Raw genomic sequence first — 14,814 nt, forward strand, 5'->3', positions numbered from 1 at the left:
TGTGCGCTACGTTTAAGTCCACGCTGATCTCGGCCTCAACAAACCAAAACCCGTGCATCGCACGGCAAAAGCGCGGGGCGCTCAACGCCCCGTCCAACAAGGAGTGAACAATGAAAATGAGATCTTTGTTACTTGGCGCTGCCGCCTCGTTCGCAATGGCCCCCGCGGCCATGGCCGAACGTGGCTCAGACGGCCACGTCAGCATCATCTATTGGCAAGCGCCATCGATTCTTAACCCCTATCTTTCGAGCGGGACCAAGGACATCGAATCGGCCAGCCTCGTTCTTGAGCCGCTTGGTCGCTATGACCAAAACGGCGCGCTCGTGCCTTACCTCGCGGAAAGCATCCCGACGGTTGAGAACGGCGGCGTCAGCGAAGACCTGACCACCATCACATGGAAGCTCAAGTCCGGCCTCAAGTGGTCCGACGGCTCGCCAGTTACCTCGGCTGATGTGAAATTCACTGCCGAATACTGCATGCATCCCGAAGGCGGCTGCGCACAGTTGGCCAAATTCGAAGGCGTCACCAGCGTCGAGGCGCTCGACGATCTGACCGTCAAGGTCACCTTTGGCGAACCGAAGCCGAACCCCTATGGCCCCTTCATGGGCGGTCAGTCCCCGATCCTGCAGATGGCCCAGTTCAAAGACTGCCTTGGCTCGAAAGCACCCGAATGCACCTCGGCCAACTTCAGCCCGATCGGCACCGGCCCCTTCGCTGTCACCGAGTTCAAGCCGAACGACGTGATCTCGCTGGAAGCCAACCCCAACTATCGTGACCCGGCCAAACCGGCCTTTGCCACCATGACCTTCAAAGGCGGCGGCGATGCCACTGCGGCGGGCCGTGCGGTTCTGGAAACCGGTGAATTCGACTACGCTTGGAACCTGCAACTTGCCCCCGATGTCATCGCCAAGATGGCCGAAGGCGGCAAAGGCAAAACCGTGGCGGCCTTTGGCTCGCTGGTTGAGCGGATCGAAATGAACATGACCGACCCGTCGCCCGACCTGCCAGAAGGCGAGCGTGCGACCGCCAAGCACCCCCACCCGATCCTGTCGGACATGCGGGTTCGCAAGGCGCTCTCCATGGCGATCGACCGCAACTTGCTGGTTGAAGTCGGCTATGGTCAGGCCGGTCGCCCGACCTGTAACCTCGTGCCTGCCCCTGCGATCTATGCTTCGGACAACACCGACTGTCTGACGCAGGACATCGAAGGCGCCAAGGCTCTGCTTGAAGAAGCCGGTTGGAAAGACACCGATGGCGACGGCATCCGCGACAAGGATGGCAAGAAGCTGGCGCTGCTCTATCAAACCTCGACCAACGCCGTGCGTCAGGACTTCCAAGCCCTGATCAAACAGTGGTGGTCTGAAATCGGCGTCGAAACCGAGCTGCGCAACATCAACGCATCGGTCTTCTTCGGTGGTGATCCGGGTTCGCCCGACACGTTCCAGAAGTTCTATGCCGACGTTGAAATGTATGCCAACAACTTCGACGGCACAGACCCGGAAAGCTATCTGGCCCAGCACACTTGCGACAAGGCGCCCAAGCCCGAAGCACAGTGGCAGGGTGAGAACATCAACCGCTTCTGTGACCCCGAGTTTGACAAGCTGATCATGGAACTAGGTCGCACAGGCTCGCTTGAAGAGCGCGGCAAACTTGGCCGCAAGCTCAACGACATGCTGACCAAGGAAAGCTATGTCGTGGTGCCGCTGGTTGATCGTGGTCGCGTTTCGGCCCACTCCAACAGCCTCGGTGGTGTTGTCCTCAACACCTGGGATAGCGAGCTGTGGAACGCAGCCGACTGGTATCGCATCAAGTAAATGCGCTGACGCAGCCCCGGACATCGCGCCGGGGCTGCGCTTCTCAACACGTCACGTAAACGCCAAAGAACAATAAACAAAGGCGCGCCCGTATGCTGACATTCACAATTCGTCGCTTGGTCCTTGCGATCCCGACGCTTTTGTTCATTTCGCTGGTTATCTTTCTCCTGTTGCAGCTCGCCCCCGGCGATCCGATGGCACAGGTGCCCCTCACCGTCCCCCCAGAAGTCAAAGAAAAGATGCGGCTGGCCCTCGGCCTCGGTGAGCCGATTTATGTCCAGTATTACAAGTGGCTGATCCAGTTTTTCGTGATCGAACCGATGGTTTTGATCGACTGGCTCACAAACAAGGAGGGCTGGCTCAGCTTCCTTCCCGACACCGACCTCTACACGGCCTGCGGCCCCGGCGCGCCCGCCGATTGTGACCTGCGCGTGCTTAGCTGGCAGAACCGCGCACCCGTTATGAACATCGTGGTGCAACGCCTGCCCCAAACCCTCACTGTTGTGGGGTTGAGCTATGTGGTCGGCATCCTCATCGCCATTCCCATCGGCATCTATTCTGCCTACCGGCAATATTCAGTGTTCGACCAGATGGGCACATTCATCACCATGGTCGGCTTCTCGATCCCGCCGTTCTTCACCGGCCCGCTGTTGATCGTGATCTTCTCGGTGAACCTCGGATGGTTCCCCTTTATCTATGACACGACACATCAGGTCACTGATTGGGACAGCTTCGTCTATCAGATCCGGCAAATGATCATGCCGGTGATGGTTCTGGCCATGCAAACCACGGCCCAGATCAGCCGCTTCATGCGTGCCGCGATGCTGGATAACCTCAATCAGGACTACGTGCGCACCGCCCGCGCCAAGGGCCTCTCCGAGGCCATCGTGGTGATCGTCCATGTGCTGCGCAACTCGATGATCCCGGTGGTCACCGTCATCGCGCTCGGCGTGCCCGGCATTTTCGGTGGCGCGATCATCACCGAAGTGGTGTTCTCCGTGAACGGCATCGGTGCCTATCTGATTGATGCGCTGTTTGCCAACGACCTGCCCACGGTGATGACCATTTCCTTCATCTTCGCCATCATGATCGTGCTCTTCAACCTGATCGCTGATGTTCTCTACGGCGTGCTTGACCCGAGGATCCGCTATGACTGAGGCAAACTCCCCCTCAACGCGCTGCAAGAGCCCGAAATTACCCGCCCCCCGCGCAGCCAATGGCGCGATGTCTGGGATCAGTTCTCCCATCACAAGGGCGCATTGATGGGCGGCTGCTTTTTGGTGTTCATCACTCTTGCGGTGCTGTTTGGCGACCTCTTGTGGCAGCTTGAGCCAACCAAGCTCGACATTCGCAACAAGGACATCCGCCCGATCTATACCGTGATCTGGAATAGCGATGCCAAGGTCAGCTGGGCGCATCCGCTCGGCTCGGACAACCTCGGACGCGATCACTTGGCCCAGATCATCGCCGGTGGGCGCACCTCCATGGCCGTGGGCTGGACCGCGATGTTCCTGACCATGCTGATCGGCACGTCAATCGGTGTTCTGGCGGGGTATTTCCGACGGCTCGACGGCATCCTGATGCGCTTCACCGACCTCGTGCTCAGCTTGCCAATCCTACCGCTCCTGCTTGTCGCGGTCACGCTGTTCCGACAACCGCTCATCAAAACATTTGGCAGCCCGGAAGCGGGCATGTTCGTGCTGATCGTCACCGTCATCGGCGTCACGTCATGGATGCAAACCGCCCGGATTGTGCGCGGCGAAATCCTTGCGCTCAAAGAACGCGAGTTCGTCCTCGCGGCACGCGCCGCAGGCACCTCCTCGCGTGGGATCATCTTCCGGCATTTGTTGCCCAATGTGCTCTCACCGATCATGGTGTCGGCCACGCTCGGGCTGGCCACGGCGATCATCACCGAAAGCGCGCTTTCGTTTCTTGGCGTTGGCTTCCCCTCGGATTTCCCGACATGGGGCAAGATGCTGGCCGATGCAGTGCAGCGGATGCAGGAATACCCCGAACGCGTCATGCTACCCGGCGTCATGATCTCGCTCACGGTTTTGTCGGTGAACTATCTCGGCGACGGCCTGCGCGACGCGCTCGACCCGCGCATTCGCGGACGCTAAGACACAGCCAAACGACTCACCGCCGCCCCGGATACAAATTCCGGGGCGCGGCTCGCCCGCTCTCGGGCAAATGCCGCTCATCTGCACAAATTCGCGAATAAGAATACCGACGCAGCCGCGCGTCCCAAGGTGAAACCTGCTCCCAAGCGCGCGCGCCAGCTAAAACAATTTCCCCTCATCCTCACAGCGGCGGAAAATTGTTCCGGGGCTTCGCCAACCCCAACGCTCTCCGCCCCTTGATTACGCCGCGCAACCGGCGCACATCCGGTCCGATTTCGCATAATCCTGCGCGCGCAAGGAGACATCCCATGTTCGAAACTTTCGAGTTCGAGACCCTCACCCCTGTCGGGGCCAGCCTCTATTTCGCCCTCGCACTCGGCGTCGCCTTTGGCCTATTGGCCGAAATCACGCGCTTCTGCCTGCGTCGTGCCATTGTCGGCGCCGACCGGCGACAAGCGGCTGGCACATGGCTCACCGCTCTGGCCGTGGCGGTCGCTGGCACCGGGCTGGCCGTGTGGTTCGACCTGATCTCTTTTGCCGATCACCGCCTCTCCGTGTCCGAACTGCCAATCCTTGCGCTGCTCGTTGGCGGGTTGGCCTTTGGCGTCGGCATGGTTCTGACCCGTGGCTGCGCCTCGCGCCTGACCGTGCTTACCGGCTCCGGCAACCTTCGTGCGCTCTTTGTGATCGTGCTCTTTGCCATTACGGCCCACGCTACGCTCAAAGGGGTGCTTGCGCCGATCCGTACCACGCTTGGCCAAGTCACCCTAAACGTCGGTGAGTATGGGAGCCTCTCGGCCCTGCCCGGCGGCGCACCTGTTTGGTCCACCCTGATCGCCCTTGCAGCGCTTGCTATCGCCCTGCGCTCGGGGATCCGCCCCGGCCAGATGCTGCTGGCCGCCCTGCTCGGCGCGCTTGTGCCGTTGGCATGGGTCGGCACTGGTTATGTGCTGTTTGACGAATTCGACCCGATCGCGATGGAGAGCCTCTCTTTCACCTCGCCCAGCGCCGAAACCTTGTTCTATACAATCGCCAGCACCGCCATCAGCGCAGGTTTCGGTCCCGGCCTGTTTGCCGGTGCCATTTTGGGTGCTGCACTTTCAGCCCTGATCTTTGGCCGCTTTCAATGGCAAAGCTTTGAGAGCCCGCGGCAAACCGGCCGCTACGCGCTCGGTGCTGTGCTTATGGGCCTTGGCGGTGTCCTTGCGGGGGGCTGCACTCTTGGTGCTGGCCTTTCGGGCATTCCAACGCTCGGCCTGTCGGCCTTTGTTGCCATCCTTGCAATCGTCGCTGGAGCGGCCATCGCGGGCCGCTTGCTCAATGAAACCCCTTCCGTATCCGGCGGATCGCAAGCCACACCAACCCCACAACCGGCAGAGTGATCAGCGCCGTCAGCATCCCCTTGTCAAGGTCCAGCGTGGCCTTGACCAGCGGATACAGCGCATAGCTCACAAGGTTTACGGCGTAATAGGACACGGCCACCACCGACAGCCCCTCGACCGTGTGCTGCAAGCGTAGCTGCAAGTCGGCCCGCCGGTCCATGCTGGCCAATAGCGCTTGGTTTTGCGCGCTGCGCTCCACATCCACCCGCGTGCGCAACAGATCCGCCGCCCGCGCCGCACGGCTTCCCATCGTTGCCAATCGCGCCTCGGTCGAACGGACAGTGCGCATCGCCGGATCAAACCGCCGCATCATGAATTCGGAAAAGCTCTGCCGCCCCATGAACCGCGCCTCGCGCAACACCCTGATCCGCTCATGCACCAAGGTCTCATAGGCCTGCGTCGCGCTAAACCGAAACGACGCCCGCGCCGAAAGCTGCTCCAACTCGCCCGAAATACCCAATAGCCGGTCAAGCGTGCCATCCGCCGGTTTCGCCCCCTCGCCCATCTCCTCAACCAGCGCAGTCAGCCCATCCGCCAGCCCGGTCAGCGCCGGAGACAGCGCCCGCGCCCGCGCAAACCCCAACAGCGACAGGGTTTTGTAGGTCTCGATTTCACAAATCCGCTGTACAATTCGCCCCACACGGCGCGATCCCACTGCGTCCTCGACAAACACCGCAAAGCGCAAATGCCCCGCCGGGTCGATCCTGAAATCTCCGGCAATCACTGCCGCGTCATCCAATACCCGGCTCACGGCAAGGCTCTCTGGCACGAACCACTCGCCCAACTGCCGCGCGATTTCTGCATCCTCGCCCTTTTGATCAATCCGGAGCAGCGCCGAAGTCATCCGCTCCCCCGGCGCCTCGGCCAGCCAATCGGCGGGGAAGACCTCAAAATCAGCCGGATCAAACGCCCGTTCGCTCAACCCGTCATAAAAGGCGGTATAGGTCACCACCTCGGTGTGGCTCTCCCATTTCAGCCAATGCCGCCCGATCTGCCCGAAGTAATGCGTTGCCCCCGGTTTCGGATGTGCCGCGCCATGCCGGTCCAATAAGGAGATCAGATGCGCCAAATCCTGCGCGCGATCCCGGCTCGCCGCATTCTCTGGCCGCTTGATACATAAAAACGCCGCCGAACACGGCACGCCGAGCGCCATGAAAGGACGCGCATGCATCTCCCCGGCCAGCTCATATCTCAACGGATGATCTTCCATGGGCACGCTCCGCAGTCTTTGCTCAAAGATACCGCGCGCAACTCATCCCGCAACTCGCCAAATGCGCACAGGTGCGCAAAGAGAGGAAAAAGGGCACCCCAAGGATGCCCCGTTTATGACCGGCCGCCCGTCGCCTTTGCCACCAGATCGGCAAGCCTCAGGCATAAGCCCCTGCCGAATAAGTCAGCTCATAGCTGTGGCTATAAAGCTCGAACACAATCCCAAAGGGATCTTCAACATAGACCATGCGATACGGCTTCTCGTCGGGAAAATACGCCCGCACCGGCATGCGCTGCTTGCCCCCGGCCGCAACAATCTTTGCCAGCAAATCTTCAAGGTTGTATCCTGAATGGCAAAGTGAAACGTGCCGTGCTGCCTGAAGTTCAAATTGTCTTTTGGCGCTTCGTGACCCTCAAACTCAAACAGCTCAAACCCCACACGATCCGCTGTCGCCAGATGGGCAATTCGCATCCGCCCCCAGCCAGCGCCAAAAACGTCCGAGCACATTTGACCGATGTCGCTGTCATCTTCGACAATGGCCGTTGGCTCCATGATGACATAAAACCCAAGAACATCGCGGTAAAACTCTATCGCCCTGTCCAGATCGGGAACGGACAGGCCAATATGGGAAAATGTGCGAGGTGTCGGTTGCATAATGTTTCCTTTGCAAGTGTGTTGGCCGTGATTTAGCTGGATCAACCTCACATTAAAAATTATCATTCTTCATGATTTTGATAATTTTTTGGGAACTCCATGCTCAACGCCACATGGCTCCACACCTTTACGACGCTCTGCGAGACTGGCCATTTCACGCGAACGGCTGACCTCCTCGGGATGACCCAACCGGGTGTCTCGCAACACCTGCGCAAACTTGAAATTCAGATCGGCAAGCCGCTCATCTCGAAAGATGGGAAATCCTTCACCCTCACACCGGCGGGCGAAGCCGTCTTTGCTCTTGGAACCGCGCGACGCCAACAAGAAAGGACCTCTTTGAGGGTATCCAGATCGACGATCCAAACGTCGGCACCATCAGCGTCGGTTGCTCCGGCAGCTTTGCCATGTGGCTCTATCCCCACCTGCTCGACCGGATGCAGCAAGCCCCTGAGCTGGTCATCAATGTCACGGCCGCACCGCATCAGAGCGTCGTGGACTCCGTGCTAAACGGCGCGTTCGATCTCGGCATCATTGCTGAAAAAATCGAACATCCCCGTCTAAGCGCGACGGAACTGGCCCGCGAGGAGCTCTGCTTGGTCGTCCCGCGTTCCCTCAAGGGGCAATCGTTCGATCTCAACCGCCTGAACGCGCTCGGATTTGTCGCGCATCCCGACGGCTATGCCTACGCCGATGATCTCTTCTCTCTCAATTTTCCCAAAGATTACAAAGGCCGCGACAGCTTGCGGGTCAGGGACCTTTGTCAACCAAATCGGCCAGATCCCGATGCCAGTCGCCAAGGGCCTTGGTTACACCATTTTGCCGAAATCGGGCGTCGATGCATTTGCCGGGCGGCAAGACTTGGCAATCATTCAACTGCCAAAACAGCGGCACCATGATCTATGGATCATATCCCGCAAGGGCCGCCGCAAGATCGCACGTATCGCCGCGCTAAGCACCCTGATCACACGCGCCACAAACGCGCTGCGGTAACGCCTCGCAGCGGATCGTGCGAACGCAGCATCCCCCAACAGCAAAGGGCACCCAAACGGATGCCCTTCCACTCTATCTCGTGGTGGAGGTTCAACCGTAGTTCGGCGCCCGTTTCTGCATCTTCGCGGCCACGCTTTCGGCAAATTCCGGCCCCTGAAGCTGGGCTGCAAAATGCTTGGCCTCTTCGGCCATCTTCGCGGCCACGGCCTCACGGTTGTCGCGGATCAATGCTTTGGACAAGACCATCGCCTTGGGGGCCATCGCCGCAACGGCTGCGGCGATCTTTGCCACTTCGCCGGACAATTGCGCATCCTCAAACACCCGCGCCACCAGACCAAATCGCTCGGCTTCCTCGGCGGTGATCACCCGCCCCGCCAGCAACATGTCGTTCGCTATTGCCATGCCCACCGCCGCCGGCAGCAACGTCGAAGACGCCGCCTCGGGCACCAGCCCCAACTGCACAAACGGCACGCTCAACGTCGCGGACGTCGAGGCATAAACCAAGTCGCAATGCAACAACATGGTCAAACCAATCCCGATCCCATGCCCGTTCACAGCGGCAATCACCGGCTTGGGGCATTCACGGATCGCCGCCAGAAACCGCCATACCGGCGGCACCTCTGTCTCGCGGTCGCCCTTGGCAAAGTCATAGAGATCATTGCCAGCGGTGAACATATCACCCGCCCCGGTGATCACAAAAGCCCGCGCCTCGTCATCTTCGGCATAGCTTTCCAGCGCATCGGCCATCGCCGCATACATCGCCTGCGTCAGCGCATTCTTCTTTTCCTCGCGCTGAAGGGTCAGCGTGATTACGCGCCCCTCCCGGTCGATCTTGATATGGTCATCCATGCGGCTTTCCTCCTCGTCTGGCTCCGCCTACACCTCCGGCATCACGCGGGCCAAGTCAAAGGCAACGTCACGGCAATCCGCTTCACAGATCGCATGCGGCAAACACCTCGCGCGCCGCGTTCAACCCATTGATCGCCGCCGGCATCCCGCCATAAACCGCCATCTGCCAGATCACCTCAAAGATTTCCCGCTCACTCGCCCCCGCCGCACGCGTGTTTTCAATGTTGATCTTCAATTGCGGCCCGGTCTGCCCGCCCAAAGCGGTCAACGCCGCAACAGTGCAAAGCTGCCGGGTCTTCAAATCCAGCCCCTCGCGCGCATAAATCCGCCCATAAGCCCATTCCACCAGCGTTTCGGCCATGTCCGGCAGGTCGCCATCATATCGCGCGGCCAACGCCTCTTCCAATCCGGGGTTCATCCCGGCCAGCAACGCCCGCCCCTTCTCCAATGCCTCAGACATCCGCCAATACCTCCGCTTCCAAATCCCGGTAATGCGCCACCTTGCGATCCATCAACGCCAAGGTCTCGCGCATCTTTGACAAGCGCTTGGCAATCTCCGCGCGATGCATTTCCAACATTTCACGCCGCTCGGCATATGTCGCCGCCCCCTGCTGGCGCAGCTTGGCATAGCGCACCCGATCGGCCTGTTTCATACCCGTCGCATTCAGCTGATCCAGAAACCCGATCCAGCCGATTACATCTTCGCCATAGACACGCCGCCCCGCATCATCGCGCATCGGCGGCGCGATCAATCCGATTTTCTCGTAAAACCTTAACGTATCCACGCTCAGCCCAGTGCGCGTGGCCACTTCGGAAATTTTCATAACAAACCCACCTTCCAGATGATTCTGTTCCAGCTTACGAGCTGGAGCGCACTCCAGCTCAAGCATTTTCCGCACCATTCGCATCAAATACCCGCTCCCCCTTCATCTGACTGGAAATATCCCGGGGGCGTGGGGGCTGGCCCCCACTTTATACGGGGTGTGGGGGCTGGCCCCCACTTGAACCTGCGTGTGGGGGCTGGCCTCCACTTTACCCAGCATGTGGGATCTGACCCCCACCTTAACCTCCGTATCGGGCCTGCTCCCACTACGACCTGCGCCGCTTCCCATCATCCAACATCAAAAAAAGGGCGCCCCACCGGGGCGCCCTTCTCCAAACACTTGCTCACGCGCAGGATCAGTCGATCATGCCCAACAGCTTATCAAGGCTCGCCTTGGCATCGCCGTAAAACATCCGCGTGTTCTCCTTATAGAACAGCGGGTTCTCGATCCCGGAATAGCCCGTGCCCTGGCCGCGTTTGCTTACAAACACCTGCTTGGCTTTCCAGCACTCCAACACCGGCATCCCCGCAATGGGAGAGTTCGGATCTTCCTGCGCAGCCGGGTTCACGATGTCGTTCGAGCCAATCACGATCGCCACATCCGTTTCCGGGAAATCATCGTTGATCTCGTCCATTTCCATCACGATGTCATAGGGCACCTTGGCTTCGGCCAGAAGCACGTTCATGTGCCCCGGCAAACGCCCGGCCACCGGGTGGATCGCAAAACGCACCTCTTTGCCCTTGGCGCGCAAACGCCGGGTCAACTCGGCCACGTTCTGCTGCGCCTGCGCGACGGCCATGCCATAGCCCGGAATGATAATGACGCTATCCGCCTCATCCAAAGCACTCGCCACACCGTCGGCTTCGATCGCGATCATCTCGCCCTCGACCTCCATCGCCGGGCCGGAGGTGCCGCCAAACCCGCCAAGGATCACGCTGATAAACGACCGGTTCATCGCCTTACACATGATGTAAGACAAAATCGCCCCCGACGAGCCGACAAGCGCACCCACCACGATCAACAGATCATTGCCAAGCGAGAAGCCAATCGCCGCCGCGGCCCACCCCGAATAGGAGTTGAGCATCGACACAACCACAGGCATGTCCGCGCCACCGATCCCCATGATCAGGTGATACCCGATAAACAGCGCCGCCAAAGTCATCAGGAACAGCGGGAAGAATCCGCCGGTGTTGAAATACCAGATCAGACAGATCACCGAAATCGCCGCTGCCGCCGCGTTGAGCATATGCCCACCCGGAAGCTTTTCTGCAGCCGATGTCAGCTTACCGGCCAGCTTGCCATAGGCCACGACCGAGCCGGTGAATGTCACCGCCCCGATGAACACGCCAAGGAAAAGCTCAACCCGCAGAATGTTCTGCTCAACGCCGCTCTTATGCGCCAAAAGCCCGGCAAAACCGGTCAAGGCGTCACGCTCGTCCAAGCCCATCGCAAGCACGTTGTTCAACTCGATATGCCCGATATAGCCAACGAATACCGCCGCCAGACCGACAAGGCTGTGCATCGCCGCGACAAGCTGTGGCATCTCTGTCATTTGCACGCGCTGCGCCACATAAGTGCCGATGATACCGCCACCGATGATCAACAGGATCGACAAAAGCCAAAGCCCCGAACCGGGCCCGATCAGCGTCGCCACCACGGCCAGAGCCATGCCGACAATGCCATACCACACCGCGCGTTTCGCGCTTTCCTGCCCCGAAAGGCCGCCCAGCGACAGAATGAAAAGAACCGCTGCAACCACATAGGCCGCTGTTGTGAAACCGAATTCCATTATCACGGCCTCCTTAAGATTTCTGGAACATGGCAAGCATGCGCCGCGTGACGAGGAACCCGCCGAAAATGTTGATACCGGCCATAAAGACCGACAAAGCCGCCAGCAGGATCACCAGGAATGATCCCGACCCGATCTGCATCAACGCGCCCAAAATGATGATCGACGAAATCGCGTTCGTCACCGCCATCAATGGCGTATGAAGCGAATGCGCCACGTTCCAGATCACTTGGAACCCGATGAACACCGACAACACAAAGACGATGAAATGCTGCATAAAGCTCGCTGGCGCATAAAGCCCGGCCAGCAGGATCAGCGCCCCACCTATGCCCAGCAATGTCACCTGTTGCTTGGTCTGCGCCTTGAACGCGGCCACCTCGGCGGCGCGTTTCTCTTCCGGCGTCAATTCCTTGACCTCGGCTTTGGGCTTGGCCGCGATCGCCTGAATTTTCGGCGGTGGCGGCGGGAAGGTGATCTCGCCCTCATACGTCACGGTCGCGCCGCGGATCACGTCATCTTCCATGTCGTGATTGACCTTGCCGTCCTTCTCGGGCGTCAGGTCCGTCATCATGTGGCGGATGTTGGTGGCATAAAGCGACGATGCTTGGCTCGCCATCCGGCTGGGGAAGTCGGTATAGCCGATGATGGTCACGCCATTGTCGGTCACAACCTTCTCGTCCGGCACCGTGCCGTCCGCGTTGCCGCCCTTTTCGGCGGCAAGGTCAACAATGACCGAACCGCGCTTCATCGACTTGATCATATCTTCAAGCCACAGCTTGGGCGCTTCGCGGTTGGGGATCAGAGCCGTGGTGATGACAATATCCATCTCCGGTGCCAATTCGCGGAACTTGGCCAGCTGCGCCTCGCGGAACTCCGGGCTCGAAACGCTGGCATAACCACCGGTCGCGGCGCCGTCCTGCTGTTCTTCCTCGAAATCGAGGTACACAAACTCGGCACCCATCGATTCGACCTGCTCGGCCACTTCCGGGCGCACGTCGAACGCGTAAACAACCGCGCCAAGGCTCACTGCCGCGCCAACCGCGGCCAAACCGGCCACGCCCGCGCCCACCACCAGAACCTTCGCCGGGGGCACTTTGCCCGCCGCCGTGATCTGACCGGTGAAAAAGCGGCCATAGTTGTTGCCTGCTTCGATCACCGCGCGATAGCCCGCGATATTCGCCATCGAGGACAGGGCATCCATCTTCTGCGCACGGCTGATGCGCGGCACCATTTCCATGGCGATCACATTCGCGCCCTTGGCCTTGGCAGCCTCCATCCCCTCTTCATTCCCACCGGGATTGAAGAATGAAATCAAGGTTTTACCCTTGGTCAACCGTTTCAACTCGGTGGCATTCGGCTGGCGCACCTTGGCGATAATGTCGGCCTCTTTCCACAACGAGGCGGCGCTCTTGATCACCTGAACACCCGCCTCTTTGTATGCGGCATCCTCAAACCCGGCCCGCGCCCCCGCGCCCGCCTCGATCAGGCACTCATGGCCCAGCTTCTGCAATTGCAGCGCCGAGTCCGGTGTCATGGCGACCCGTGCTTCCCCCTCGAAGACTTCTTTTGGCGTTCCGATTTTCACCTTAATTCATCCCTTTCAGCATCGTAAGACCGCAGCGCAGAGCGCCCGGCCAGAGAATTCCCAGTTTGGTTAACCGCCTGTATGACACATCCGGCTGGCATGTTCGATTGCCCACATGTCGCAACGCGGCGATTCTCCCCTTGCGCAACTTTGTTATCCGATTCAGCCGCTGCATGAAATAAATGCAATGGCTAAATTGTCAAACCCAACGCCGCGTCTTTTGGCAATACCGTGCGAAATCCGCACGGAATTTGCGGCGCAACCGGTCCTCTTCGGGCAGAATAAAGCGCCGCTCGATCCACCACAGGAAAATCGGCACCAACGGCAGGGCCAAAACCGCGTCCCAGCGCAGGATCAACCCGGCCAAGATCAACATATCGCCAAGATAGATCGGATTGCGCGACCGCGAGAAAATGCCCGACTGCACCAGCCGGTCTGCCTCGCGATGCGGAATCACCGTGGTTTGATGGCGGCGCATCTCGTAAACCGCCAGCGCCATCAAAACCAAACCGCCCCCCACCAGAACACCGCCCAGAAAATCGGCAAACCCGATGCCAAAATTCAGCCCAAGTGGCAGATAAACGGCCTGCGCCCAGGCTAGGCCAATGAAAATGCCCAGCCAAACGGGCGGAATATCAATCCATTTCAACATGGCAAAACGCCTTTCTTCCAAGGGCCAAAAGCGCCGTGACTCACCCGTCACGGCCTGTGCTCTGGCTATGGCATGACGGCGCGCCAATGTCGATCTGACGGAACGGCACAGGTTGCACGCGGCCCCGCTTGGGGTAGGCTTGCGCGCAAATCAGGGAGAGGAGACACCAACCATGATGCTCAAAGGAAAACACGCGCTCGTCACTGGCGGCGGCACCGGAATCGGGCTGGCCATTGCCCGCGCTCTTGTGGCCGAAGGGGCCGAAGTGACCATCACGGGGCGGCGTATCGACGTGCTGCGCGACGTGGCCGAACCGGGCATGTTCCCCGCCACCATGGATGTTTCGGACGAAGCGATGAGCGCCGAGGTCATCGACGCCGCCGTGGCCGAACGCGGCCCGATCCAGATTTGCGTCGCCAACGCCGGCATCGCCGAAGGGCGCAAGCTGCATAAAACCGACACCGAAATGTGGCGGCGCATTATGGCGATCAACCTTGATGGCTGCTTCTTCACCATCCGCGAGAGCCTGCGCTCGATGCTGACCACCGATTGGGGCCGTGTCATCGCGGTGTCCTCCATCGCCGGTCTGCGCGGCGCGCCCGGCGCCGGGGCCTATGCGGCCTCAAAACACGGGGTTATCGGCATGGTCCGGTCGTTCTCCGAAGACTTCATGGGCGAGCCCTATACGTTCAACTCGATCTGCCCCGGCTATGTCGACACGCCGATCGTGACGCGCAACACCGACGCCATCGCCAACCGCGCCGGCATCAGCGCCGATCAGGCCCGCGATATGATGGTGCAACAGAACCGCCACAAGCGTCTGATCACGCCCGAAGAAGTCGGCGCCGCCGCGGTCTGGCTCTGCAATCCGCTTTCGGAAAGCACCAATGGCACCGAAGTGCGCATCGGCGGCGGACAGGTCTAGGGTGGGCAACCTGCCCAACT

The 14,814-nt window shown here is 60.0% G+C and carries 12 protein-coding genes and 2 pseudogenes; 6 read left to right on the top strand and 8 right to left on the bottom strand.

Annotated features, from left to right (window positions below; genetic code table 11):
- Positions 1-110: 110 nt before the first annotated feature.
- From N4R57_13700 to N4R57_13715, 4 genes are all read left to right on the top strand, one after another.
- The gene (locus N4R57_13700) at positions 111-1,814 is read left to right on the top strand and encodes a peptide ABC transporter substrate-binding protein (protein ID UYV36083.1); all 1,704 of its coding nucleotides are present in this window, start codon (positions 111-113) and stop codon (positions 1,812-1,814) included.
- Positions 1,815-1,906: 92 nt separating this feature from the next.
- A complete protein-coding gene (locus N4R57_13705; protein ID UYV36084.1) occupies positions 1,907-2,971 on the top strand; it encodes an ABC transporter permease in 1,065 nt (354 codons plus the stop codon).
- A gap of 105 nt (positions 2,972-3,076) precedes the next feature.
- A complete protein-coding gene (locus N4R57_13710; GenBank protein UYV36085.1) occupies positions 3,077-3,934 on the top strand; it encodes an ABC transporter permease in 858 nt (285 codons plus the stop codon).
- 308 nt (positions 3,935-4,242) lie between these two features.
- On the top strand, positions 4,243-5,316 hold the full coding sequence (locus tag N4R57_13715; protein UYV36086.1) for a YeeE/YedE family protein: 1,074 nt from the start codon (positions 4,243-4,245) through the stop codon (positions 5,314-5,316).
- Here N4R57_13715 and N4R57_13720 read toward each other — a convergent pair.
- Both N4R57_13720 and N4R57_13725 read right to left on the bottom strand, forming a co-directional pair.
- On the bottom strand, positions 5,252-6,526 hold the full coding sequence (locus N4R57_13720; GenBank protein UYV36087.1) for a DUF3422 domain-containing protein: 1,275 nt from the start codon (positions 6,524-6,526) through the stop codon (positions 5,252-5,254). The genes N4R57_13715 and N4R57_13720 overlap by 65 nt on opposite strands.
- Before the next feature lie 157 nt (positions 6,527-6,683).
- A pseudogene (locus N4R57_13725) lies at positions 6,684-7,180 on the bottom strand (lactoylglutathione lyase family protein).
- A gap of 99 nt (positions 7,181-7,279) precedes the next feature.
- On the opposite strand from N4R57_13725, the pseudogene N4R57_13730 reads away from it, so the two are divergent.
- Positions 7,280-8,170 (top strand): annotated as a pseudogene (locus N4R57_13730) (LysR family transcriptional regulator).
- A 90-nt stretch (positions 8,171-8,260) separates the two neighbouring features.
- Here N4R57_13730 and N4R57_13735 read toward each other — a convergent pair.
- From N4R57_13735 to N4R57_13760, 6 genes are all read right to left on the bottom strand, one after another.
- The gene (locus N4R57_13735; GenBank protein UYV36088.1) at positions 8,261-9,019 is read right to left on the bottom strand and encodes an enoyl-CoA hydratase-related protein; all 759 of its coding nucleotides are present in this window, start codon (positions 9,017-9,019) and stop codon (positions 8,261-8,263) included.
- An 82-nt stretch (positions 9,020-9,101) separates the two neighbouring features.
- Entirely contained in the window at positions 9,102-9,479 is a 378-nt protein-coding gene (locus N4R57_13740; protein UYV36089.1) for a carboxymuconolactone decarboxylase family protein, read from the bottom strand.
- Positions 9,472-9,843 (bottom strand): MerR family transcriptional regulator, encoded by a 372-nt coding sequence (locus tag N4R57_13745; GenBank protein ID UYV36090.1) that lies wholly within the window; start codon positions 9,841-9,843, stop codon positions 9,472-9,474. Before N4R57_13745 ends, N4R57_13740 begins: the two co-directional genes overlap by 8 nt.
- Positions 9,844-10,198: 355 nt before the next feature.
- The gene (locus tag N4R57_13750) at positions 10,199-11,632 is read right to left on the bottom strand and encodes an NAD(P)(+) transhydrogenase (Re/Si-specific) subunit beta (GenBank protein ID UYV36091.1); all 1,434 of its coding nucleotides are present in this window, start codon (positions 11,630-11,632) and stop codon (positions 10,199-10,201) included.
- Positions 11,633-11,645: 13 nt separating this feature from the next.
- Positions 11,646-13,217: a Re/Si-specific NAD(P)(+) transhydrogenase subunit alpha gene (locus tag N4R57_13755; GenBank protein UYV36092.1), complete on the bottom strand. Its 1,572-nt coding sequence runs from the start codon at positions 13,215-13,217 to the stop codon at positions 11,646-11,648.
- A gap of 199 nt (positions 13,218-13,416) precedes the next feature.
- On the bottom strand, positions 13,417-13,866 hold the full coding sequence (locus N4R57_13760; GenBank protein UYV39583.1) for an isoprenylcysteine carboxylmethyltransferase family protein: 450 nt from the start codon (positions 13,864-13,866) through the stop codon (positions 13,417-13,419).
- 175 nt (positions 13,867-14,041) lie between these two features.
- Here N4R57_13760 and N4R57_13765 point away from each other — a divergent pair, with 175 nt between their 5' ends.
- Positions 14,042-14,794, top strand: coding sequence for an SDR family oxidoreductase (locus N4R57_13765; GenBank protein UYV36093.1), 753 nt, complete (start codon positions 14,042-14,044; stop codon positions 14,792-14,794).
- The last annotated feature ends 20 nt before the right edge of the window (positions 14,795-14,814 follow it).

This window comes from Rhodobacteraceae bacterium D3-12 (assembly GCA_025916135.1).
Taxonomy (GTDB): Bacteria; Pseudomonadota; Alphaproteobacteria; order Rhodobacterales; family Rhodobacteraceae; genus JAKGBX01.